We start from the raw sequence: 22,185 nt of genomic DNA on the forward strand, positions 1-22,185 counted from the left end.
TGCGGGTCTTTGTACGGGACCCCACGCTAAGTGCCCCACCGCGGCGGGGGCCCCAAAGGAGCCTTCTCCTCACCCTGTTTCGGGCGTCCCAGGTTGCGAAAACAACGTGCGGGCACTTATTGGGCCAGCATGGGGTGGTATAAGATGCCCTCTAACCGGGGGCCCTCGCCCCCCTAGGGAGGAAGAATGCCAGCGAGCACCCTCGAGGAACTGGTGGCGCTTTGCAAGCGGCGTGGGTTTATCTTCCAGGGCTCGGAGATCTACGGGGGCCTCCAGGGCACCTACGATTACGGGCCCTTAGGGGTGGAGCTGAAGAACAACCTGAAGCAAGCCTGGTGGCGCAGAAACGTCTACGAGCGGGACGACATGGAGGGTCTGGACGCCAGCGTCCTCACCCACCGCCTGGTCCTCCACTACTCCGGGCACGAGGCCACCTTCGCCGACCCCATGGTGGACAACCGCCTCTCCAAGAAGCGCTACCGCCTGGACCACCTTCTGAAGGACCAGCCCGAGGAGGTCCTCGGGCGGCTTTACCGGGCCATGGAGGTGGAAGGGGGCCTCCACGCCCTGGTCCAGGCCATGATGCGGGCTCCGGAAAGGGCCGGGGGGGCCATGACCGCCGCCGGGGTCATAGACCCCGCCACGGGGGAGCCTGGGGACTGGACCCCGCCCCGCTACTTCAACATGATGTTCAAGACCTACGTGGGCCCTGTGGAGGAGGAGGCCGCCTTGGCCTACCTCCGCCCGGAGACCGCCCAGGGCATCTTCGTCAACTTCAAGAACGTCCTGGACGCCACGAGCCGCAAGCTTCCCTTCGGCATCGCCCAGATCGGCAAGGCCTTCCGCAACGAGATCACCCCCAGGAACTTTATCTTCCGGGTGCGGGAGTTTGAGCAGATGGAGATCGAGTACTTCGTCCGCCCGGGGGAGGACGAGTACTGGCACCGCTACTGGGTGGAGGAGCGCCTCAAGTGGTGGCAGGAGATGGGCCTAAGCCGGGAGAACCTCGTCCCCTACGAGCAGCCCCCAGAGGAGCTCGCCCACTACGCCAAGGCCACCGTGGACATCCTCTACCGCTTCCCCCACGGCCTGGAGGAGCTCGAGGGCATCGCCAACCGCACGGACTTTGACCTGGGGAGCCACACCAAGGACCAGGAGGCCCTGGGGGTCACCGCCCGGGTCCTCAGGAACGAGCACTCCACCCAGCGCCTCGCCTACCGCGACCCCGAGACGGGGAAGTGGTTCGTGCCCTACGTGATAGAGCCCTCCGCCGGGGTGGACCGGGGGGTTTTGGCCCTCCTCGCCGAGGCCTTCACCCGGGAGGAGCTTCCCAGTGGGGAAGAGCGCATCGTCCTCAAGCTCAAGCCCCAGCTCGCCCCCATCAAGGTGGCGGTGATCCCCCTGGTGAAGAACCGCCCGGAGATCACCGAGTACGCCAAGCGCCTCAAGGCGAGGCTTCTTTCCTTGGGCCTTGGGCGGGTGCTCTACGAGGACACCGGCAACATCGGCAAGGCCTACCGCCGCCACGACGAGGTGGGCACGCCCTTCGCCGTCACCGTGGACTACGATACCCTCGGCCAGAGCAAGGACGGCACCACCAGGCTCAAGGACACGGTCACGGTGCGGGACCGGGACACCATGGAGCAGATAAGGCTCCACGTGGACGAGCTGGAGGGCTTCCTTCGGGAGAGGCTTAGGTGGTAAGCTATAGGCATCTTCGCGGGGCGCCTTGGGCAGGAACAAGCAGCTTCGCAAGCGGCTGGAAGGATTGGAATACCAAATCCTTCAGCATCACCGGAGGATTAGGGAGGAGCTGGAAAGGGCTAACCCCGACTGGGGGTTGATTGGAAAGTGGGAAAGGGAGATCCAGGCATGGGAAGGGGAACGAAGGTGGCTACTCCGCAGGTTGAGAAGGTAGTGGGCCTACCTGACCCCATCTGGCAGGAGTTCTTTGAGGAGGTGGACCGCCTCAAGGCAGTGTACCAAAGGCTGAAGGAGGCTCCTCCGGAAGCGCGAAGCGCCTTGGAGGAGGAGGTCCTCCATAGCCTCACCCACCTCTGGGCCCACACCCGGGTCATGTGGGAAGAGCTAGAGCTTACGGAGGACGCATGAGGGTGGCCGTGGTGGGGGCCACGGGGGCCGTGGGGCGGGAGATCCTCAAGGTCCTCGAGGCCCGGAACTTTCCCCTAAGCGAGCTCAGGCTTTACGCCTCTCCCCGCTCCGCTGGGATGCGCCTCGTTTTCCGGGGCGAGGAGATCCCCGTGGAGCCCTTGCCCGAGGGGCCTCTCCCTGTGGACCTGGTGCTGGCGAGCGCCGGGGGGGCCATCTCCAAGGCCAAGGCCTTGGTCTGGGCCGAGGGCGGGGCCCTGGTCATAGACAACTCCAGCGCCTGGCGCTACGAGCCCTGGGTCCCCCTGGTGGTGCCCGAGGTGAACCGGGAGAAGATCTTCCAGCACCGCGGCCTCATCGCCAACCCCAACTGCACCACGGCCATCCTGGCCATGGCCCTGTGGCCCTTGCACCGGGCCTTCCAGGCCAAGCGGGTCATCGTGGCCACCTACCAGGCGGCTTCAGGGGCCGGGGCCAAGGCCATGGAGGAGCTCCTTACCGAGACCCACCGCTTCCTCCACGGGGAAGCGCCGGGGGCGGAGGCCTTCGCCCATCCCCTCCCCTTCAACGTCATCCCTCACATAGACTCTTTCCAGGAAAATGGCTACACCCGCGAGGAGATGAAGGTGGTCTGGGAGACCCACAAGATCTTCGGGGACGAATCCATAAAGATCAGCGCCACGGCGGTGCGGGTGCCCACCCTAAGGGCCCACGCCGAGGCGGTGAGCGTGGAGTTCGCCCGCCCCGTGACCCCGGAGGCGGCCCGGGAGGTCCTCAAGGAGGCCCCGGGGGTGGAGGTGGTGGACGAGCCCCAGGCCAAGCGCTACCCCATGCCCCTCACCGCGAGCGGCAAGTGGGAGGTGGAGGTGGGAAGGATCCGGAAAAGCCTCGCCTTTGAGAACGGCCTGGACTTCTTCGTGGTGGGGGACCAGCTCTTGAAGGGGGCCGCCTTAAACGCCGTGCAGATCGCCGAGGAGTGGCTTAAGGGCGCCTGAGCCAAAGCCAGTACTCCAGGTTCCCCTCCTTGCCCGGGAGGGGGCTTTCCCTTTCCCCCAGGACCTGGAAGCCCAGCTCCCTGGCCTTTTCCCGCACCCGCCTTAGGGCCTCCCGCCGCTTGGCCTCCTCCCGCACCACCCCCTTGTGGGCCCCGGGGCCCAGCTCAAACTGGGGCTTCACCAGGACCAAAGCCTCTCCCCTGGGCTTGAGGAGCTCCAGGACCTTGGGGAGGAGGAGGGTGGAGGAGATGAAGGAAACGTCCATCACCACCAGGTCCACGGGCTCCGGCAGGACCAGGGTGCGGGCGTCCTCTTCCTCCAGGGCCACCACCCGGGGGTCTTCCCGCAGGCGGGGGTGGAGCTGGCCCTTGCCCACGTCCACGGCGTAGACCCGCCTCGCCCCTCGCTCCAAAAGGACCTGGGTGAACCCCCCGGTGCTCGCCCCCAGGTCGGCAGCGACCTTGCCCCTGGGCTCCACGGGGAAGGCGGCAAGGGCTCCGAGGAGCTTATAGGCCCCCCGGCCCACGTAGCGCTCCTCCGCTAGAAGCTCCACAGCGGCGCCCTCGGGCACGGGGTGGGCGGGCTTTTGCACCACCTTTCCCCCCACCCGCACCTTGCCCTCCTGGATCAGGCGCTTGGCCTTCTCCCGGCTTTCCACCAGGCCCCGTTCCACCAGGTAGCGGTCCAGGCGCACGAGGGTATTATGCTTCCGTGGAGCCGGAGCTTTCCGGTACCTGGTACGTGCTGGAGGGGGAGCCCGGGGAGCACCTGGTGGTGGAGGCCTTGGGGGAGAGGCTTTCCGGGATCTGGACGAGCCGGGAGCTGGCCGAGGCCTTCCTGGCCCACCACCCCCACCTGGGGATGCGGGTGAGCTCCTTGGAGAGCCCGGCCCTGAAGGAGGCCTTTTTGAGGGCCCTCGGGATGCTCCAGGTGGAGGCGGTCATGGTGGACTACCGCCCCGGGACCCACCGGGCGCAGGTGGCCAAGGTGGAGGACCTTCTCAAGGAGGTGCGGCGTGGGTAGGGTTTTGGCGGCGCTTTTTTTGGTCTTGGCCTTCGGCGTGGCCCAGCGGGCCGAGGTCAGCGTGGGTAGCCCCTTCGGCCTCCAAGGGGGGCTGCGCTTCCCCCTCGTTCCCCTTCTCTTGGACGGGCGGGCCTACGGGGGGGTGGGCCTCGAGGCCATGGGGGGCGGGGTGGACCTCCTCCTCAAGCTCCCCCTCACCGACCTCTACCTGGGCCTGGGGGGCTTCTACGGCACGGGCCCCGGCCTCACCTTCCCCCAGGAGGGGCGGGGCCAGGGGGGCGTGCGGGGGATCTTGGGCACCTGGCTCAACCTCCCCCTGCCCCTCCTTGGGGTCTACCTCGAGGCCCAGCCCGTCTACTACCTGAGCCCGGTCCGATCCTTCGGCCTGGGCCTGGCCTTGGGCCTGAGCGTGGGGCTTTAAAGCCACCCCATGCCGGCCTTGGCCGACATGGGGGCTCCGGCGGGGCCAAAAGCCAGCGAGGGGACTCCGGCAAAAAGCCCTGGCGGGGATGTTCGGCGGCGGCCGGATGAGCGAATCAGACCCTATAACCCTCTTTTAGGGGCACGATGCGGTTCATCACCAGGGCCACGGGCCTCGAGTCCACGGGGTCCCGCCAGAAGTAGCCCAGGCGCTCCAGCTGGTAGCGGGTGTCCTCGGGGTCCTGGGCCACGCTCGGCTCGAGGAAGCCCCGCTTCACCACAAGGGCCTCGGGGTTGAGGTTCTGCAGGAAGTCCCCCCCCTCCTCCGGGTCCTTGGTGCGGAAGAGCCTGCCGTAGAGCCGGAACTCCACGGGGAGGGCGTGGCGGGCGGAGACCCAGTGGATCACCCCCTTGGGCCTGATACCGTCCTCGGGGTTCGCCCCCAGGGTGCCGGGGACGATCCGGGCCTTGAGGAGCCTCACCTCGCCCCCCTCCTCCACCACGTCCTCAAGCTCAATGACGTAGGCGTGCCTTAGGCGCACCCTTTGCCCCGGGGCGAGGCGCTTCCAGCCCTTGGGGGGGTGGAGGCTAAAGTCCGTGCGCTCGATGTAGAGCTCCGGGGAGAAGGGGAGGGGGCGGCTTCCCTCCTTGGGGATGTCCCGGGGCCAGTAGGGGGCTTCTATCCACTCCTCCCCCTCGTAGTTGGTGAGGACCACCCTCAGGGGGTCCACCACGCCTAAGACCCTGGGGGCGATGGGGTTCAGGTCGTCCCGCACCACCTCCTCAAAGAGGTCCATCTCTATCTGGGCCTCGTTGCGGGAGATCCCCGTCTTGCGCACGAACTCCACGATGGCCTCGGGCCTCACCCCCCTCCGCTTCAGGCCCCTCAGGGTGGGGAGCCTAGGGTCGTCCCAGCCCGAGACGTACCCCCCTTCCACCAGCTTGATGAGCTTCCTCTTGGAGAGCACGGTGTGGCTCAGGTCCAGCCGGGCGAACTCGTACTGGTGGGGCCTGGGGGAGGTGGGAAGCCCGCACTTCCCCTTAAGGTTCTCAATGACCCAGTCGTAGATGGCGCGGTTGTTCTCAAACTCCAGGGTGCAAAGGGAGTGGGTGACCCCCTCGACGAAGTCCTCCATGGGGTGGGCGAAGTCGTACATGGGGTAGATGACCCATTTGTCCCCGGCGTGGTAGTGGGGGGCGTGGACGATGCGGTAGAGCACGGGGTCGCGGAGCTTGAAGTTGGGGTGGGCGGGGTCGATCTTGGCCCTTAGGACCCGGCTTCCCGTGGGGAACTCCCCCCGGCGCATCCTCTCAAAGAGCTCCAGGTTCTCCTCCACGCTCCTTTCCCGATAAGGGCTTGGCTTCCCCTGGGCCCTTAGGGCGCTCATCTCCTCCTCGGGGAGGTCGTCCACGTAGGCCTTGCCCTCCTGGATGAGGACCAAGGCACACTGGTACATGGTCTCAAAGTAGTCCGAGGCGTAGAGGACCCGGGCGGGCCGGAAGCCCAGCCAGCGCACGTCCTCCTCAATGGCCCGGGCGTACTCCTCCTTCTCCGTCTCGGGGTTGGTGTCGTCAAAGCGCAGGTTGCACTCCCCGCCGTAGTCCTGGGCCAGGCCGAAGTTGAGGACGATGCTCCGGGCGTGGCCGATGTGGAGGTAGCCGTTGGGCTCCGGGGGAAAGCGGGTGACGAGCTTGGCGTACTTCCCCTCCTTGAGGTCCCGCTCCACGATCTCGGTGATGAAGCACTCGGGGACGAGGCCCATAAGAGCAGTTTACGGGGGAAGCCTAGGAGCTGCACCTGGCCGGGTCCTTTTGGGGCACTTAAAACCGGGGCGGCCGCTTTTCAAAGAAGGCCCGGATGCCCTCCTTCAGGTCGCCCGTCTCCCGCACCCAGGCGTTGGCCAGGGCGGCCAGGCGGAAGCCGTCCTCGAGGCCCATCCCCGGAAGGGCCAAAAGGAGCTCCTTGGTGAGGCGAAGGGAAGTGGGGGCGTTCTTCGCCACCTCCTCCGCCAAGGCCACCGCCTCCTCCAGGGCTTTTCCGGGAGGGGCGATGCGGTTTATAAGGCCCAGGGCCTTGGCCTCCCTTGCCTCCACGAGCCTCCCCGTGAGGAGGAGGTCCTTGGCGGCCTTTTCCCCCACGGCCCGCACCAGGATCACCGAGACCAAGGCGGCCACGAAGCCGATCTTCACCTCGGTGTAGCCCAGCTTCGCCTCCTCGTCCATGACCACCAGGTCGCAGGCGGTGGCGAGCCCCGCCCCCCCGGCCACCGCCGGGCCGTTCACCGCGGCCACCGTGGGCTTAGGGTAGGTGTAGAGCCGGTGGAAGAGGCGCATGAGGGAGAGGGAGTGGCGGTAGTTCTCCTCGGCCCCGAGCTCCGTGACCCGTTCCAAAAAGGCCAGGTCCGCCCCGGCGCTGAAGGCCGTGCCCCTTCCCGTGAGGACCACGGCCCGCACCTCGGGGTCCTCCTCCAGAGCCTCCAGGGCCCGGAGGAGCCCCTCCACCATCCCCGGGGAGAGGGGGTTGCGCCGCTCGGGATCGTTGAGGAAGAGGGTGGCCACGCGGCCTCTTTCCACCTGGACCATGCCCCCATTGTAGCCGAGGGCCTTTTCCTGCTACACTCCCCTTAGCCCGCAAACTCCGGCGAGAAGGCTTGGCGGGCTAGGAGGTGGTGTAGATAAAGGAGTACCTGACCAACGAACGCATCCGCGCCAAACAGGTGAGGGTTATCGGCCCCGATGGGCAGCAGCTCGGCATCATGGACACCCGGGAGGCCTTGCGCCTGGCCCAGGAGCAGGACCTGGACCTGGTCCTGGTGGGCCCCACCGCCGATCCGCCCGTGGCCCGGATCATGGACTACTCCAAGTGGCGCTACGAGCAGCAGGTGGCGGAAAAGGAGGCCCGGAAGAAGGCCAAGCGCACCGAGGTGAAGTCCATCAAGTTCCGGGTAAAGATCGACGAGCACGACTATAAGACCAAGCTGGGCCATATCAAGCGCTTCCTGGAGGAGGGGCACAAGGTCAAGGTGACCATCATGTTCCGGGGGCGGGAGATGGCCCACCCCGAGCTGGGGGAGAGGCTTTTAGAGCGGGTGGCCGAGGACCTTAAGGGGATGGCGGTGGTGGAGATGAAGCCCGAGATCCTCGGCCGGGATATGAACATGCTCCTGGCCCCGGCCAAGGTATCGGCCTAGACCGAAACCGCCTCCTCTGGTATAGTGGGAAGGCTTTGGGGAGCACCCAAGACCCCTTCGGGGGCGCTTCCCAGGGCGGAGGAAAGGTATGCCCAAGATGAAGACCCATAAGGGCGCCAAGAAGCGGGTCAAGGTGACCGCTTCGGGCAAGGTGGTGGCCATGAAGACGGGCAAGCGGCACCTCAACTGGCACAAGTCGGGCAAGGAGATCCGTCAGAAGGGGCGGAAGTTCGTCCTGGCCAAGCCCGAGGCGGAGCGCATCAAGCTCCTCCTCCCCTACGAGTAGGAGGTAGAGGATGCCGCGCGCCAAAACCGGATTCGTCCGCCGCAGGAGGCACAAGAAGATCCTGAAGCTCGCCAAGGGGTACTGGGGCCTGCGCTCCAAGAGCTTCCGCAAGGCCCGGGAAACCCTCTTCGCCGCGGGCAACTACGCCTACGCCCACCGCAAGCAGAAGAAGCGGGAGTTCCGCAAGCTCTGGATCGTGCGCATCAACGCCGCCTGCCGTCAGCACGGGATGAACTACTCTAGCTTCATGAATGGCCTCAAGAGGGCGGGCATCGCCCTGGACCGCAAGGTCCTGGCCGACCTGGCGGTGCGGGAGCCCCAGGCCTTCGCCGAGCTGGTGGAGCGGGCCAAGGCGGCCCGGGCTTGAGGGCCGGGGAAAGGGCGCCGGGCGGGGCTCCGGCGCCTTTTCCCATAAGAGGATGGGCGTGATCCCGCCGCAACTCTACGTCCTCCTGGTGGCGGCCCTTCCGGTGGTGGAGCTTAGGGGGGCCATTCCCCTGGGGGTGGCCCTGGGGCTTTCCCTTTGGGAGGCCTTTTTCCTGGGCCTCCTGGGCAACCTGCTGGTGGCTCCCTTGGCCCTGGCCCTCCTCCCTTGGGTCCTGGGCCTCGCCACCCGGGTTCCCCTCCTGGCGCGGGCCTGGGGGGCCCTCGAGGCCCGGGTCCGGCTTAGGGGGGAGGAGCAGGTCCAGCGCCTGGGGGCTTTGGGCCTTTTCCTCTTCGTGGCCGTGCCCCTTCCCGGCACCGGGGCCTGGAGCGGGAGCCTTTTGGCCGTGGTCCTGGGCCTTAGGCGGCGCTACGCCCTTCTGGCCATCTCCTTGGGGGTGGTGGCCGCCGGAGGCCTGGTCCTCCTCCTCACCGGGGGGGCGGTGGCCGGGCTAAACTACCTGCGATGACCGCCCTTCTTCCCTTCGCCTACCTCTTGGGGGCGCTGCCTTTCGGGTACTGGCTGGCCAGGCGGCGCGGGGTGGACCTGCGCACGGCAAGCCCCTACACCCTGGGCCTGGAAAGCGCCCTTAGGCGCCTGGGCCTAGGCCTCCTTCTCCTCTCCTTCCTCCTGGACTTCCTCAAGGGCTACCTACCCCTTCTTGTGGGGCGGGCTTTGGGGCTGGACCTCGCCGGCCTTCTCGCCTTGGGGGTGGCGGCCTACCTCGGCCACCTCTACCCCCTCTTCTTCCGGGACCCCTGGCCCCTAAGGGCCAAGGGGGCGGGGGTGCTTCTTGGCGTGCTTTCCGGCCTTCCCCTCCCGCCCGCCCTGGGCCTCGTCCCCGTGGCCTTGGGCCTTGTCCTCTACGCCCTCACGGGCTACGCCTCCTTGGCCGCCTTGGGGCTTCCCCTGGGGCTTTTAGGGGCGATGCTCTTTGGAGGCTTTGGCCTTCCCGAAAGGATGCTCGCCCTCGCCCTCTTTCTCCTTGCCCTCTGGCGCTACAAGGAGAACCTGGGGCGGATCCTCGAGGGCACCGAGCCCAAGCTCGGGGAGCCCCTGCCCCTCCCCTCGGAAAAGCAGGTGGTCTGCGCCTTCCTCATCCACCCCCTGACCCTGGAGGACTTCTGGCAGAGCCCACGCTTCCGCTGGCTTAGGCCCCTGGTGCGCCTGGGCCTCCTTAAGCAGGAGTGGATGGAGCGCCTCGCCGAGCGCTTCCGCCCCATGAAGGTGGGGGAGGTGCGGGGGGTGCGGACGGCGGACGGGCGGGAGGTCCTATGCCACCTGATCTCCGCCCCCCTCCTTCCCCACCAGATCAAGGCCAAGCCCGAGCTCGCCGTGCGGAGAGCCATCCAAGGGGCGCGGCTCGCCAAGGAGCTCGGGGCCACGGTGGTGGGCCTCGGGGCCTTCTGGAGCGTGGTGGGGGAGAAGGGAAAGGCGGTGCAGGAGGCGGTGCCGGGCATTGAGGTGACGAACGGCGGCGCCTACACCGCGGGCACCGTCCGCGCGGCCATCCCCAAGATCCTCGCCCACTTCGCCCAAAGCGGCAAGGACCTGAAGGGGACCACGGCGGCCGTGGTGGGGGCGAACGGGGTGGTGGCCTTCGGCATCGCCCGCCAGATCGCCCCCTTGGTGGGGCGGCTCATCCTGGTGGGGCGGGACCTAAAGCGCCTGGAAAAGGCGGCGGAGAGCCTCAGGAAGAACCTGGAAAGGAAAGGCGAGGCCCCCGAGATCCTGGCCACCACGGAGATCGCCGCCATACGGGAGGCCGACCTGGTCTTCACCGCCACCAGCGACCCCGCCCCCGTGATCTACCCCGAGCACGTCAAACCCGGGGCCTGGATCTACGACGAGGGGGTCCCCCCCGACGTCCACCCCTCCGTCAGGGAGGTGCCGGGGGTTAGGGTCATCCCCGGGGGGGTGGTGCGGCTTCCCGGGGAGGCCAGGGCCACCCTGGACCTCCACTTCGGGGCCCCCGACCAGGTCCCCGCCTGCCTCGCCGAGACCATGATCCTGGCGGCGGAGGAGGCCTTTGACCGGAAAAGCCTCGGGGGCGAGGTCAGGGCGGAGAACGTCCAGTTCTTCGTGGAGCGGGCCGAGGCCCTGGGGTTCAGGGTGGTGGAGTAGTGTGGCTCCTCCTTTCCCCTACCCGCCTCGAGGCCCCCTTTTTGCAGGGGGAGCCCTTCGCCTTCCTGGCCTGGAGGGGCCTTAAGGGGCCGGGCTTCGTCTACCTGGAGACGGGGATCGGCAAGGTGAACGCCGCTATGGCCCTCGCGGCCTACGCCGCCCGAAACCCCGTGGAAAAGGCCCTCCTCTTCGGCCTCGCCGGGGCCTACCCCGGGGGGCCTCCTCTGGGGGAGGCGGTCTTGGTGGGGGAGGAGGTGGAGGCGGACTTGGGCCTTAGGGAGGGGCTTGAGCCGTTGGGCTTTCCCGCCTTGGCCCTCGGGGAAAGGCGCTACTTCAACCGCTTCCCCTTGGACCCCGGCCTCACCGGGGAGCTCGCCCAGAGGCTTGGCCTGAAGGTGGCGGTGGGCCTCACCCGGGACCTGGTCTCGGAGACCCTCGAGGAGGCCCTGGCCTTGGCCCAGCGGTGGGGGGCCTCCTTGGAGAACATGGAGGGGGCGGCCTTCGCCCGGGCCTGCCTGGCCTTGGGGGTGCGGGGGGCGGAGCTTAGGGCCATCTCCAACCCCGCCGGGGCGCGGAATAGGGAGGCATGGCGGACCCGGGAGGCGGTCGCCGCCCTCGCCGGGGTTGTGGGGCGCCTCCTCGCTACGGAAAAAGGGCCCCCGTAGGGGCCCCGGGTTGCGGTCCCCGCCTAGGCCTGTTGGAAGAACGCCTCGGCCACGTCCCAGTTGAGGACGTTCCAGATGGCCTGGAGGTAATCCGCCCTGCGGTTCTGGTACTTGAGGTAGTAGGCGTGCTCCCAGACGTCGATGCCCACGATGGGGGTGAAGCCCTCCATCACGGGGTTGTCCTGGTTGGGGGTGGAGAGGACGTGGAGCTTGCCGAAGGGGTCCTTCACGAGCCAGGCCCAGCCCGAGCCGAACCGGCCCATGGCCGCCTGGGTGAGCTTCTCCTTGAGGGCCTGGAAGCCCCCAAACTGCTCGTCAATGGCCCTCTTCAGCTCCCCCACGGGCTCCTTGGCGCCTCCTGGGGTGAGGAGCTTCCAAAAGAGGCTGTGGTTCAGGTGGCCGCCCCCGTTGTTGCGCACGGCGGTCTGGATCTCGGCGGGGAGGGCGGCGAGGTGCCTCAGGAGGACCTCCACCTCCACCCCGTGCAGGTAGGGGTGCTTCTCCAGGGCGGCGTTGAGGTTATTCACGTAGGCCCCGTGGTGCTTCTGGTGGTGGATCTCCATGGTCTGGGCGTCGATGTGGGGCTCGAGGGCCTGGTAGGGGTAGCCCAGGTCAGGAAGCTTGAACGGGTACGGCATACTTCACCTCCGCCCCCCACTATAAAGGAGGCCACCCCCGGGGGAGTGGCCTTTCTCACAAAGCCCCGCGCCGCCTACGCCTCCTCGTGGGGTTTGGCGAGCCTCATGGGGACCACGATGCGGTCAAACTCCTCCTCCGTGAGGTAGCCGAGCTCGAGGGCCGCCTGCTTCAGGGTCTTCTTCTCCTTGAGGGCCTTCTTGACGATCTCCGCCGCCTTGTCGTAGCCGATGGCCTTGTTGAGGGCGGTGGCCAGCATGGGGTTCTTTTGCAGGTGTTCCTCGATGCGCTCCAGGTTGGGCTCAATCCCCTTGGCCAGGTGCTCGTTGAAGGACTCCATGGCCTCGGCGAGGAGCCGGATGGACTCCAGGGCGGCGTCGGCCATCACCGGCTTGTAGACGTTGAGCTGGAAGTTGCCCTGGCTCCCGGCGAAGGCCACGGCGTGGTCGTTGCCAAAGACCCGCACCACCACCATGGTGAGGGCCTCCACCTGGGTGGGGTTCACCTTCCCGGGCATGATGGAAGACCCGGGCTCGTTGGCGGGGATGAAGATCTCCCCGATGCCCCCGTAGGGCCCCGAGGCCAGCCAGCGGACGTCGTTGCCGATCTTCATCAGGGCCCCGGCCAGGGTGCGGAGGGCCCCCATGACGAAGACCAGCTCGTCGTGGGCGGCCAAAGCGGCGAAGCGGTTTTCCGCCACCCTAAAGGGAAGCCCCGTCTCCTCCGCCAGGTACTTGGCCACCAGTTCTCCGAAGCGGGGGTGGGCGTTTAGGCCCGTTCCCACGGCGGTGCCCCCGATGGCCAGGTGGTAGAGCCCCTTCTCCGCCTCTCTCACCATGGCCAAGGTGTTCCCGAGCTGGGCAGCCCAGCTTCCTACCTCCTGGCCCAGGGTGATGGGCACGGCGTCCATGAGGTGGGTGCGGCCGATCTTGACGATGCCGTCAAAGGCCTGGGCCTTTTCCTCCAAGGTGGCGATCAGGCCTTCCGCCGCCGGGTAGAGCCTTTGGTGGAGGGCCAGGGCCACGGCCACGTACATGGCGGTGGGGAAGGTGTCGTTGGAGCTCTGCCCCCGGTTCACGTGGTCGTTGGGGTGGACGTACTTGCTCCCCAGGGGCTTTCCCAGGATCTCCGAGGCCCGGTTGGCGATGACCTCGTTGACGTTCATGTTGGTCTGGGTGCCGCTTCCCGTCTGGAAGACCACCAGGGGGAAGTGGTCGTCCAGCTTCCCCTGGACCACCTCCTCCGCCGCCTGGAGGATGGCCTGGGCGATCTCCTCGGGAAGCTCCCCCAGCTCCAGGTTGGCTCTGGCGGCGGCTTTCTTCAGCATCCCGTAGGCCCGGATGACCTCCAGGGGCATGCGGAAGCGCCAGGCCCCGATCCGGAAATGCTCTAGGGAACGCTGGGTCTGCGCGCCCCAGTACCTGTCTGCCGGCACCCGCACCTCGCCCATGGTGTCCCGCTCCATCCGGTATTCCATAAGCCACCTCCCGCCCCGATTTTATTCCTCGTAGGGGTCGTGGAGCCTCACCGGGCTTCCCCGAAGGCCCGCCCTGAGGTTCAGCCACTCCACGAAGACGGCGAAGCCCATGGCGAAGTACACGTAGCCCTTGGGGATGTGGACCCCCGTGCCCTCCGCCACCAGGGTGAAGCCCACGAGGAGGAGGAAGCTTAGGGCCAGCATCTTCACCGTGGGGTGCCGGTTCACGAAGGCGTAGATGCCCTTGGAGGCCAGGAGCATGATGCCCACCGAGATCAGGATGGCCGCCACCATCACCCCCACAAGGCGGCTGAGGCCCACGGCGGTGATGACGGAGTCTATGGAAAAGACGATGTCCAAGAGGAGTACCTGGGCGATGACGCTGGAAAAGCTCGGGGCCACCCTTTTTACCGCATGGCCGGGCTCCCCTTCCAGCCTTTCGTGGATCTCCTTCACCGCCTTGTAGATGAGGAAGAGTCCCCCGGCGATGAGGACCAGGTCCTTGCCCGTGACCTCGTGCCCCAAGAGGGCGAAGAGGGGCTTTTTCAGGGCCATGATCCAGGCGATGGAGAGGAGGAAGAGGATGCGGGTGAGGGCCGCCAGGGAGAGGCCCACCACCCGGGCCCGGTCCTGCTCCTCCTGGGGGAGCTTGGAGGCCAGGATGCTGATGAAGATCACGTTGTCCACGCCCAGGACCACTTCCAGCGCCGTGAGGGTGACCAGGGCCACCCAGACCTCGGGGTTGGTGAGCCAGTCCATGGGAAGAAGTTTACAAGTTGCTAGACTCAGGGCATGGTGGACGTTCTGGTGGTGGGGGCGGGACCGGTGGGGCTTTGTGCGGCCCTGTGGGCCAAGCGGCTCGGCCTTTCCCACCTGGTCCTGGACCGGGGCACGGTGGCGGAGACCCTCTACCGCTTTCCCCGGGACATGGTCTTCTTCTCCGAGGCCAAGAACATCGAGATCGGGGGCCACCCCCTGGTCTCCCAGGGCCCCAAGCCCACCCGCAAGGAGGCCCTTCTTTACTACCAAAGGGTGGCGGAGCGGGAGGGGCTAAATATCCTCACCTACACCGAGGTCCTGGGCATCCGGGGCCAGGAAGGGGAGTTCCAGGTCCTGGCCAAAGACCGCCAGGGGGAGAAGGTCTTCCCGGCCCGGTACGTGGTGGTGGCCACGGGCTACTTTGGGAACCCCAACCGCCTGGGCGTCCCCGGGGAGGGGCTTCCCCAAGTCCGCCACGGCTACGAGGAGGCGGCGGCCTTCTTCGGGAGACGGGTGGCCGTGGTGGGGGGGTCCAACTCGGCGGTGGAGGCGGCCTTGGACCTCTACCGCAGCGGGGCCAAGGTCGCCCTCGTCCACCGGGGGAAGTGGGTCCGGCCCTCGGTGAAGTACTGGCTCCTCCCCGACTTTGAAAACCGGGTGAAGGAGGGGAGCATCGAGGCGGTGATGGAAGCGGAGGTGGAGGCCATCACCGAAGAGGGCCTCTGGCTCAGGCGGCCTTCGGGACGGGAGTTCCTCCCTGCGGACTTCGTGCTGGTCCAGATCGGCTACCGGGCGGAAGACCGCCTGCTTAAGGAGGCGGGGGTGGCCTACGAGGGGGAGAGGCCTTGGCTTTCCCCGGAGTGGGAGACCTCCGTCCCCGGCCTCTTCGCCGTGGGCTCCTGCGCCTATGGGCCGGACACCCGCTCCGTCTTCATAGAAAACGGCCGGGAGCACGCTCGCGCCGCCCTCACCGCCCTCGCCGCCCGGGTGCGGGGCTTGACACCGAGGCCGTAAGGGGGCTATCCTTAGCGGCAAGATGCGTTCCGGGCTCACCCTATCCCTAGGCCTAGCCCTAATCGTAGGGCCGGCGGGGGGTAGGGTGTAGCGCTTTTGCGCATCCACAAACCCCCCGGAAACCCCGGGGGGTTTTGGTTTAGGAGGGGAGAATGAAGGGAGCAGAGGCACTCTTAAAGGCGCTGGAGCGGGAAGGGGTGGAGGTGATCTTCGGCCACCCGGGCGGGGCCATCATGCCCACCTACGACGCCCTTTACGACAGCACGATCCGCCACGTCCTGGTGCGGCACGAGCAGGGCGGGGTGCACGCCGCCACCGCCTACGCCCGGGCCTCGGGCCGGGTGGGGGTGGTGATGGCCACCTCGGGCCCCGGAGCCCTGAACCTGGTCACGGGCCTGGCGGATGCCATGATGGACTCCACCCCGGTGGTGGCCATCACCGGGAACGTCCCCCGGGCCTTGATCGGCACCGACGCCTTCCAGGAGGCGGACGTCACCGGGGTCACCATGCCCATCACCAAGCACAACTACCTGGTCCAGGACGTGAACGAGATCCCCCGCGTCGTCAAGGAGGCTTTCCACATCGCCTCCACGGGAAGGCCGGGCCCGGTGCTCATCGACATCCCCAAGGACGTGCAGCTTGCGGAGTTCACGGGAAGCTTTGAGGTGGAGCTGGACCTCCCCGGGTACAAGCCCACCTTAAGGGGCCACCCCAAGCAGATAGAGCGGGCCCTGGACGCCCTGGAGAAGGCGGAGCGCCCCATCCTCATGGTGGGGGGCGGGACGCAGCACGCCCACGCCGAGCTCCTCACCTTCGCCGAGAAGACGGGCCTGCCGGTGATCACCACCTTGATGGGCCTCGGGGCCTTCCCCGGGAACCATCCCTTGTGGCTTGGGATGCCGGGGATGCACGGCACCGTGGCCGCCAACCGGGCCATCCACCACGCGGACGTGATCCTCGCCATCGGCCTCCGCTTTGACGACCGGGTGACGGGCAAGGTCTCCCGCTTCGCCCCCCACGCCCACACCATCATCCACGTGGACATAGACCCCGCCGAGATCGGCAAGGTGGTGCGCACCCACATCCCCATCGTGGGGGACTCGAGGCTGGTCCTCAGGGAGCTCCTCAAGGGGGTGAAGCCCCTTAAGCTCGCCGGCTGGTGGCGGGAGCTGGAGGAGTGGCGCACCCGCTACCCCTTGCGCTTCAAGCCCAAACCTCACCTGCAGAGCCAGGAGGTGATCCGGGCTTTCCACGAGGCCACGGGGGGGAACGCCATCGTCACCACCGGGGTGGGGCAGCACCAGATGTTCGCCGCCCAGTTCTTCCCCGTGACCAGGCCCAGGAGCTTCCTCACCAGTGGGGGCCTCGGCACCATGGGGGTAGGGCTTCCCTTCGCCATCGGGGCCAAGATCGCCCGCCCCGAGGAGCTGGTCATCGACTTCGATGGGGACGGCTCCTTCCAGATGACCCTGCAGGAGCTGGCCACGGTGGTGAAGTACAAGCTGGACGTGAAGGTGGTCATCCTGAACAACGGCTACCTGGGCATGGTGCGCCAGTGGCAGGACCTCTTCCACGCCCGGCGCTATAGCGAGGTGTACCTGGCGGACTCCAACCCCGACTTCGCCCGCTTGGCCGAGGCCTACGGGATCAAGGGGGTGAGGGTGGAAAGGAAGGAGGACCTCATGAAGGGCGTGGAGGCGGTGCTTTCCGCCTCCGGCCCCGTGGTGGCCGAGTTCAAGGTCTACCACGAGGAAGGGGTCTTCCCCATGATCCCCGCCGGGGGCGCCGCCGAGGACATGATCCTAGAGCACCCCGCCGAGCGGGAGGAGGTGGAGGCGTGAGGCACGTCATCTCGGTGCTTGTGCAGGACCACCCCCGGGTTTTGAACCGCATCACCGGTCTCTTCGCCCGTCGGGGCTTCAACCTGGAAAGCCTCGCCGTGGGTACCACCCACCAGCCGGGCCTTTCCCGCATCAGCCTGGTGGTCACGGGGGACGACCACACCCTGGAGCAGGTGGAGAAGCAGCTGAACCGGCTCGTGGAGGTGCTGAAGGTCACGGACCACACCGAGCCCCACGTGGAGCGGGAGCTTTGCCTGGTGAAGGTCCACGTGGCGGGGGTGGAGGAGCGCTTGGCGGTGAAGGACATCCAGGAGGCCTTCCGGGCCCGGGTGGTGGACGTGGCCCAGAGGAGCCTCATCCTGGAGCTCACCGGCGACTCCAAGAAGGTAGACTCCTTCATCGAGGCCCTGAGGCCTTACGGGATCCTCGAGGTCATGCGCACCGGCGCCGTGGCCATGAGCCGCGGGGAGAGGACCCTTAAGGTCAGGGAAAAACGGGAGGCGGTATGAAGATCTACTACGAACACGACGCGGACCTTGGCTTCATCCTAGGCAAGAAGGTGGCGGTCTTGGGTTTCGGCTCCCAGGGGCACGCCCACGCCCTGAACCTCAAGGACTCGGGGGTGGACGTGCGGGTAGGCCTGCGCAGGGGGTCTAAGAGCTGGGAGAAGGCGGAGGCCACGGGGCTTAGGGTCCTTCCCGTGGCCGAGGCGGTGCGGGAGGCCGACATCGTCATGGTCCTCCTCCCCGACGAGAAGCAGGCCCAGGTCTACCGGGAGGAGGTGGAGCCCAACCTCAAGGAGGGCGGGGCCTTGGCCTTCGCCCACGGCTTCAACATCCACTTCGGCCAGATCAAGCCCCGCAAGGACCTGGACGTCTGGATGGTGGCCCCCAAGGGCCCAGGCCACCTGGTGCGCTCGGAGTACCAAAAGGGAAGCGGGGTCCCGGCCCTCGTGGCCGTGCACCAGGACGCCTCTGGCTCGGCCTTCCCCACCGCTTTGGCCTACGCCAAGGCCATCGGGGCGGCCCGGGCCGGGGTCATCGCCACCACCTTCAAGGACGAGACGGAGACCGACCTCTTCGGGGAGCAGGCGGTCTTGTGCGGGGGGCTCACCCGGCTCATCCAGGCGGGGTTTGAGACCCTGGTGGAGGCGGGCTACCCCCCGGAGATGGCCTACTTTGAGACCGTCCACGAGGTGAAGCTCATCGTGGACCTCATCTACGAGGCGGGGCTAAAGGGCATGCGCTACTCCATCTCCAACACAGCGGAGTACGGGGACTACACCCGTGGGGAGATGGCCGTGCCCCTGGAGGAGACCAAGCGCCGCATGCGGGAGATCCTCCGCCAGGTCCAGACGGGGGAGTTCGCCCGGGAGTGGATGCTGGAGAACCAGGCCGGGACTCCCGTTTTGGAGGCCAACCGCAAGCGCTGGGCGGCCCACCCCATCGAGGAGGTGGGCTCGAGGCTTCGCGCCATGATGCCCTTCCTGAAGGCCAGGGTATTGGAGGAGGTAGGCTAGAGGCGCTTTGGGGGCCCCTTTGGGGGCCCCTTGGGTTTTGGGAGGTGAAGGAAGATGGAAAAGGAGCGGCACATCCGGATCTTTGACACCACGCTCAGGGACGGGGAGCAAAGCCCAGGGGTAGCCCTTTCTCTGGACCAGAAGCTGGAGATCGCCCAGGCCCTGGCCCGGCTCAACGTAGACATCATCGAGGCGGGCTTCCCCGTATCGGGGCCCTTGGAGTTTGAGGCGGTAAGGCGCATCGCCACCGAGGTCAAGGGCCCCGTCATCGCCGCCCTCGCCCGCACCCATACCCTGGACATCGACCAGGCGGCCAAGGCCCTAGAGGGAGCGGAAAAGCCCCGGATCCACGTCTTCACCTCGGCCTCCAAGGTCCACCTGCAGTACATGCTGAAGAAAACGGAGGAGGAGGTCCTGGAGATGGCGGACAAGATGGTCCGCTACGCCAAGCGCTACGTGGACGACGTGGAGTTTTCCGCCCAGGACGTGATGCGGGCGGACTGGGACTTCGTGAAGAGGCTCTACGAGGTGGCCGTGGAGGCCGGGGCCACCACCATCAACATCCCCGACACCACGGGCTACGGCACCCCGGAGGAGTACGGGGCCCTCATCCGCAGGATCCGCGACGAGGTGGTGCGGGGGCGGGACGTGGTCATCTCCACCCACACCCACGACGACCTGGGCCTGGCCACGGCCAACGCCCTGGCGGGGGTGCTGAACGGGGCGGGCCAGGTGGAGTGCACCATCAACGGCATCGGGGAGCGGGCGGGGAACACCGCCCTCGAAGAGGTGGTCATGGCCCTTTACGTGCGCCGGGACTTCTACCGGGCCTACACCCAGGTGAACACCCGGGAGATCTACCGGGTAAGCCGCCTGGTGGAGCGCTACACGGGGATGCCCGTTCCCCCCAACAAGGCCATCGTGGGGGACAACGCCTTCGCGCATGAATCCGGCATCCACCAGGACGGGGTCCTCAAGCACCGCTCCACCTACGAGATCATGGACGCCGAGCTCATCGGCAGGCGCCCCGCCGTGCTGGTCCTCGGCAAGCACTCGGGCCGGGCCGCCTTCAAGAAGGCCCTCGAGGACCTGGGCTACCGGGACCTCCCCGAGGAAGAGCTGAAGAAGCTCTTCGCCCGCTTCAAGGAGATCGCCGAGAAGAAGGGGCCCCTCTCCGCCGAGGAGCTCCAGGCCTTGGTGGAAAGCGAAAGGGAGCCCGCCTCCCATTTCTTCCAGCTGGAGCACGTCCAGTTCTTCTCCGGCTCCGGCCTCCTGCCCACCGCCACGGTGAAGGTGAAGACCCCGGAAGGGGAAAGGCTCGCCACCCACACCGGGGACGGCCCCGTGGACGCCGTGTACAAGGCCATCCAGGAGGCCATCGGCCTGAGGCCGGAGCTGGAGCTTTACCGGGTGGAGGCCATCACGGGGAGCACCGAGGCCTTGGGCCAGGTGACGGTGCGCCTTAGGCTTGGGGAGCTTCAGGCCGTGGGGGTGGGGGTCTCCCCGGACATCATCGAGGCCAGCGCCCTGGCCTTCCTGGACGCCGCCGGGAAGCTGGCCTCGGGCCGGGCCACCCGCCACCCGCCCTCCATTGAGGAGGTCCACCGCGGGGTTTAGGCCATGGTGGAGATCCTGGACACCACCTTAAGGGACGGCACCCAGGGAGAGGGGGTAAGCCTCTCCGTGGACGACAAGGTGGCCATCGCCAGGCGCCTCGCCGCCTTCGGGATCCACCTCATCGAGGGGGGCTGGCCCGGCTCCAACCCCAAGGACGCCGAGTTCTTCCAGCGCATGAAGGGGGTGGACCTGGGGGCGGCGAGACTTGCGGCCTTCGGGGCCACGAGGAGGAAGGGCCTCGCCCCCGAGGAAGACCCCTCGGTCCTCGCCCTTTTGGAGGCGGAGACCCCCGTGGTGGTCCTCTTCGGCAAGAGCTGGACCCTCCACGTCCTCGAGGCCCTGGAGACCTCCTTGGAGGAGAACCTCCGCATGATTGAGGAGACGGTGGCCTTCTTCGCCCAGAGGGGAAAGCGGGTGGTGTACGACGCCGAGCACTTCTTTGACGGCTACAAGGAAGACCCCGCCTACGCCCTCGCCACCCTGGAGGCCGCCTTCAGGGGCGGGGCCGACACCTTGGTGCTTTGCGACACCAACGGGGGGAGCCTCCCCGAGGAGGTCTACGCCATCACCAAGGCCGTGGTGGAGCGCTTTCCCGGGGTCCAGGTGGGCATCCACCCCCACAACGACGCCGAGCTCGCCGTGGCCAACGCCCTGGCGGCGGTGCGGGCCGGGGCCACCCACGTCCAGGGGACCATCAACGGCTATGGGGAGCGGTGCGGCAACCTCAACCTCACCAGCTTCCTTCCCACCCTGGTCTTCAAGTACAAGATCCCCGCCCTCCCCCCGGAGAGGCTAAAGGAGCTCAGGGAGGTTTCCCACTTCGTGGACGAAAGGGCCAACCTCACCCCCAACCGCCGCGCCCCCTACGTGGGGGAGGCGGCCTTCGCCCACAAGGCCGGGGTGCACGTCTCTGCCGTCCTCAAGAACCCCCGCACCTACGAGCACCTCCCCCCGGAGTGGGTGGGGAACCAGAGGCGGTTTTTGGTCTCGGACGTCTCGGGCCGCTCCAACCTCCTCGCCAAGCTCCAGGAGCTCGGGGTGGACCTCTCCAAGGAGGAGGCCAGGCGCCTTCTAGAGGAGGTCAAGGCCCTGGAGTACGAGGGCTACGCCTTTGAGGGGGCGGAGGCGAGCTTCTACCTCCTCGCCCACCGCATGAGGGGCGGGGCCCTCCCTTTCAGCGTGGAGGGCTTCTCCGTCTTCGTCCACGGGAGGGGCCTCACCACCGCCTGGGCCGAGGCCACGGTGCGGGTTAGGGTGGGGGAGAGCCTCCAGCACACCGCCGCGGAAAGCCCCTTCGGGCCCGTGTCCGCCCTGGACCGGGCCTTCCGTAAGGCGGTCTTGCAGTTTTACCCGGAGCTTTCCGAGGTGGAGCTCACGGACTACAAGGTGCGGATCCTCTCCGGCCAAGAGGCGGGGACAAACTCCGGGGTGCGGGTGATGGTGGAGATGCGGCGGGGGGAGGAGCGCTTCGGCACCGTGGGGGCCAGCGAGAACATCCTCGAGGCCTCCCTCAAGGCCCTCACCGATGGGTACGCCTACGCCCTGCTCTACCCGGTGGCTACGCCCAGGGAAGCCTGACCTCGGGGAAGAGGGCGGGGCTTACCTCCTCCTCGGGGGAGAGGAGCCGGATCTCCCGGTAGCGGCCGCCCCGGGGGTCGCGGTGGACTTCCAGGAGGTTCTCCTTGAGGTTCACGAGCCAGACCTCGGGGATGCCTGCCTCGGCGTAGAGGGGAAGCTTCACCTCCCGGTCAAACTCCAAGGAGGTGTCGGCCACCTCCACGAGGAGGAGGACGTCCTCCGGGGTGGGGAGGCGGTCCTGGTAGCGTTCCAAGGGCGGCTTGAGCGCCATGAGGTCGGGCTCGGGCTCCGAGTCCTCGGAGAGCCTTAGAGGGGACTGGACCAGGACCACCGCTTTACCTTTAAGGGCCTCCTGAAGCCTCGCGTCCAGCTGGGCTACCTTGTGCACGTGCTTGGGTCCGATGGGGCTCATCCGGTAAACCTCCCCCTTAAGGAGCTCCACGTGGGGTACCCCCTGGAAGGCCCGCTCAAACTCCTCTACCCGGAAGCGGTAGCGGGTGGCCATGC

24 protein-coding genes are annotated in these 22,185 nt (G+C 67.4%); 17 read left to right on the forward strand and 7 right to left on the reverse strand.

All coding sequences use genetic code 11. The features are described 5' to 3' along the window. The first annotated feature begins 186 nt into the window (after nucleotides 1-186). The 3 genes from ACY5J6_RS03880 to ACY5J6_RS03890 all read left to right on the forward strand — a co-directional run bounded on the left by ACY5J6_RS03880 (nucleotide 187) and on the right by ACY5J6_RS03890 (nucleotide 3,104). Nucleotides 187-1,704 carry a glycine--tRNA ligase gene (locus tag ACY5J6_RS03880; RefSeq protein ID WP_462846042.1) on the forward strand — a complete coding sequence of 506 codons (1,518 nt, stop codon included), beginning with the start codon at nucleotides 187-189 and terminating at the stop codon, nucleotides 1,702-1,704. Between the two features lie 213 nt (nucleotides 1,705-1,917). Next, nucleotides 1,918-2,112: a hypothetical protein gene (locus ACY5J6_RS03885; protein ID WP_462846043.1), complete on the forward strand. Its 195-nt coding sequence runs from the start codon at nucleotides 1,918-1,920 to the stop codon at nucleotides 2,110-2,112. Then, nucleotides 2,109-3,104 (forward strand): aspartate-semialdehyde dehydrogenase, encoded by a 996-nt coding sequence (locus tag ACY5J6_RS03890; RefSeq protein ID WP_462846044.1) that lies wholly within the window; start codon nucleotides 2,109-2,111, stop codon nucleotides 3,102-3,104. Before ACY5J6_RS03885 ends, ACY5J6_RS03890 begins: the two co-directional genes overlap by 4 nt. On the opposite strand, the gene ACY5J6_RS03895 is transcribed toward ACY5J6_RS03890, so the two are convergent. Further along, complete coding sequence (locus ACY5J6_RS03895; RefSeq protein WP_462846045.1) at nucleotides 3,091-3,798, reverse strand: TlyA family RNA methyltransferase; 708 nt, start codon at nucleotides 3,796-3,798, stop codon at nucleotides 3,091-3,093. The two genes, ACY5J6_RS03890 and ACY5J6_RS03895, sit on opposite strands and share 14 nt — an antisense overlap. A 17-nt stretch (nucleotides 3,799-3,815) precedes the next feature. On the opposite strand from ACY5J6_RS03895, the gene ACY5J6_RS03900 reads away from it, so the two are divergent. Both ACY5J6_RS03900 and ACY5J6_RS03905 read left to right on the forward strand, forming a co-directional pair. Continuing rightward, nucleotides 3,816-4,127, forward strand: a complete 312-nt coding sequence (locus tag ACY5J6_RS03900; RefSeq protein ID WP_462846046.1) for a DUF3234 domain-containing protein — start codon at nucleotides 3,816-3,818, stop codon at nucleotides 4,125-4,127. Then, nucleotides 4,120-4,548, forward strand: a complete 429-nt coding sequence (locus ACY5J6_RS03905) for a hypothetical protein (RefSeq protein ID WP_462846047.1) — start codon at nucleotides 4,120-4,122, stop codon at nucleotides 4,546-4,548. Before ACY5J6_RS03900 ends, ACY5J6_RS03905 begins: the two co-directional genes overlap by 8 nt. A 115-nt stretch (nucleotides 4,549-4,663) precedes the next feature. Here ACY5J6_RS03905 and ACY5J6_RS03910 read toward each other — a convergent pair whose 3' ends face one another. Both ACY5J6_RS03910 and ACY5J6_RS03915 read right to left on the reverse strand, forming a co-directional pair. Beyond that, the gene (locus ACY5J6_RS03910; protein ID WP_462846048.1) at nucleotides 4,664-6,310 is read right to left on the reverse strand and encodes a glutamine--tRNA ligase/YqeY domain fusion protein; all 1,647 of its coding nucleotides are present in this window, start codon (nucleotides 6,308-6,310) and stop codon (nucleotides 4,664-4,666) included. 58 nt (nucleotides 6,311-6,368) lie between these two features. Beyond that, a complete protein-coding gene (locus tag ACY5J6_RS03915) occupies nucleotides 6,369-7,130 on the reverse strand; it encodes an enoyl-CoA hydratase/isomerase family protein (protein ID WP_462846049.1) in 762 nt (253 codons plus the stop codon). Between the two features lie 92 nt (nucleotides 7,131-7,222). Between ACY5J6_RS03915 and infC the strand changes: the two genes are divergently transcribed. The 6 genes from infC (at nucleotide 7,223) to mqnB (ending at nucleotide 11,237) form a co-directional block, all read left to right on the forward strand. Next, a complete protein-coding gene (gene infC, locus ACY5J6_RS03920) occupies nucleotides 7,223-7,738 on the forward strand; it encodes a translation initiation factor IF-3 (protein WP_462846490.1) in 516 nt (171 codons plus the stop codon). Between the two features lie 88 nt (nucleotides 7,739-7,826). Further along, nucleotides 7,827-8,024: a 50S ribosomal protein L35 gene (gene rpmI / locus ACY5J6_RS03925; protein WP_054638350.1), complete on the forward strand. Its 198-nt coding sequence runs from the start codon at nucleotides 7,827-7,829 to the stop codon at nucleotides 8,022-8,024. 10 nt (nucleotides 8,025-8,034) lie between these two features. Beyond that, complete coding sequence (gene rplT / locus ACY5J6_RS03930; RefSeq protein ID WP_462846050.1) at nucleotides 8,035-8,391, forward strand: 50S ribosomal protein L20; 357 nt, start codon at nucleotides 8,035-8,037, stop codon at nucleotides 8,389-8,391. Nucleotides 8,392-8,452: 61 nt separating this feature from the next. Next, nucleotides 8,453-8,917: a COG2426 family protein gene (locus ACY5J6_RS03935; protein ID WP_462846491.1), complete on the forward strand. Its 465-nt coding sequence runs from the start codon at nucleotides 8,453-8,455 to the stop codon at nucleotides 8,915-8,917. Next, nucleotides 8,914-10,572 carry a glycerol-3-phosphate acyltransferase gene (locus ACY5J6_RS03940; protein ID WP_462846051.1) on the forward strand — a complete coding sequence of 553 codons (1,659 nt, stop codon included), beginning with the start codon at nucleotides 8,914-8,916 and terminating at the stop codon, nucleotides 10,570-10,572. Before ACY5J6_RS03935 ends, ACY5J6_RS03940 begins: the two co-directional genes overlap by 4 nt. Then, the gene (gene mqnB / locus ACY5J6_RS03945) at nucleotides 10,572-11,237 is read left to right on the forward strand and encodes a futalosine hydrolase (RefSeq protein WP_462846052.1); all 666 of its coding nucleotides are present in this window, start codon (nucleotides 10,572-10,574) and stop codon (nucleotides 11,235-11,237) included. The genes ACY5J6_RS03940 and mqnB overlap by 1 nt, the downstream gene beginning before the upstream one ends. Nucleotides 11,238-11,260: 23 nt before the next feature. Here mqnB and ACY5J6_RS03950 read toward each other — a convergent pair whose 3' ends face one another. The 3 genes from ACY5J6_RS03950 to ACY5J6_RS03960 form a co-directional block, all read right to left on the reverse strand. Further along, the gene (locus ACY5J6_RS03950) at nucleotides 11,261-11,875 is read right to left on the reverse strand and encodes a superoxide dismutase (RefSeq protein ID WP_462846053.1); all 615 of its coding nucleotides are present in this window, start codon (nucleotides 11,873-11,875) and stop codon (nucleotides 11,261-11,263) included. Nucleotides 11,876-11,949: 74 nt separating this feature from the next. Further along, the gene (gene fumC / locus ACY5J6_RS03955; RefSeq protein ID WP_462846054.1) at nucleotides 11,950-13,350 is read right to left on the reverse strand and encodes a class II fumarate hydratase; all 1,401 of its coding nucleotides are present in this window, start codon (nucleotides 13,348-13,350) and stop codon (nucleotides 11,950-11,952) included. 21 nt (nucleotides 13,351-13,371) lie between these two features. After that, nucleotides 13,372-14,109, reverse strand: a complete 738-nt coding sequence (locus tag ACY5J6_RS03960; RefSeq protein ID WP_462846055.1) for a TerC family protein — start codon at nucleotides 14,107-14,109, stop codon at nucleotides 13,372-13,374. 33 nt (nucleotides 14,110-14,142) lie between these two features. Between ACY5J6_RS03960 and ACY5J6_RS03965 the strand changes: the two genes are divergently transcribed. The 6 genes from ACY5J6_RS03965 to cimA all read left to right on the forward strand — a co-directional run bounded on the left by ACY5J6_RS03965 (nucleotide 14,143) and on the right by cimA (nucleotide 21,678). Continuing rightward, nucleotides 14,143-15,123 (forward strand): YpdA family putative bacillithiol disulfide reductase, encoded by a 981-nt coding sequence (locus tag ACY5J6_RS03965; protein ID WP_462846056.1) that lies wholly within the window; start codon nucleotides 14,143-14,145, stop codon nucleotides 15,121-15,123. A 152-nt stretch (nucleotides 15,124-15,275) separates the two neighbouring features. Beyond that, nucleotides 15,276-16,964 (forward strand): biosynthetic-type acetolactate synthase large subunit, encoded by a 1,689-nt coding sequence (gene ilvB, locus ACY5J6_RS03970; RefSeq protein WP_462846057.1) that lies wholly within the window; start codon nucleotides 15,276-15,278, stop codon nucleotides 16,962-16,964. After that, on the forward strand, nucleotides 16,961-17,473 hold the full coding sequence (gene ilvN / locus ACY5J6_RS03975; RefSeq protein ID WP_462846058.1) for an acetolactate synthase small subunit: 513 nt from the start codon (nucleotides 16,961-16,963) through the stop codon (nucleotides 17,471-17,473). The genes ilvB and ilvN overlap by 4 nt, the downstream gene beginning before the upstream one ends. Next, a complete protein-coding gene (gene ilvC / locus ACY5J6_RS03980) occupies nucleotides 17,470-18,483 on the forward strand; it encodes a ketol-acid reductoisomerase (protein WP_462846059.1) in 1,014 nt (337 codons plus the stop codon). The genes ilvN and ilvC overlap by 4 nt, the downstream gene beginning before the upstream one ends. Before the next feature lie 54 nt (nucleotides 18,484-18,537). After that, nucleotides 18,538-20,100 (forward strand): 2-isopropylmalate synthase, encoded by a 1,563-nt coding sequence (locus ACY5J6_RS03985; protein ID WP_462846060.1) that lies wholly within the window; start codon nucleotides 18,538-18,540, stop codon nucleotides 20,098-20,100. A gap of 3 nt (nucleotides 20,101-20,103) precedes the next feature. Further along, nucleotides 20,104-21,678, forward strand: a complete 1,575-nt coding sequence (gene cimA, locus ACY5J6_RS03990; protein WP_462846061.1) for a citramalate synthase — start codon at nucleotides 20,104-20,106, stop codon at nucleotides 21,676-21,678. On the opposite strand, the gene ACY5J6_RS03995 is transcribed toward cimA, so the two are convergent. Further along, complete coding sequence (locus tag ACY5J6_RS03995) at nucleotides 21,659-22,183, reverse strand: Uma2 family endonuclease (RefSeq protein WP_462846062.1); 525 nt, start codon at nucleotides 22,181-22,183, stop codon at nucleotides 21,659-21,661. The genes cimA and ACY5J6_RS03995 overlap by 20 nt on opposite strands. Nucleotides 22,184-22,185: the final 2 nt, after the last annotated feature.

The sequence above is a fragment of the Thermus sp. H19.2 genome (assembly GCF_054979525.1).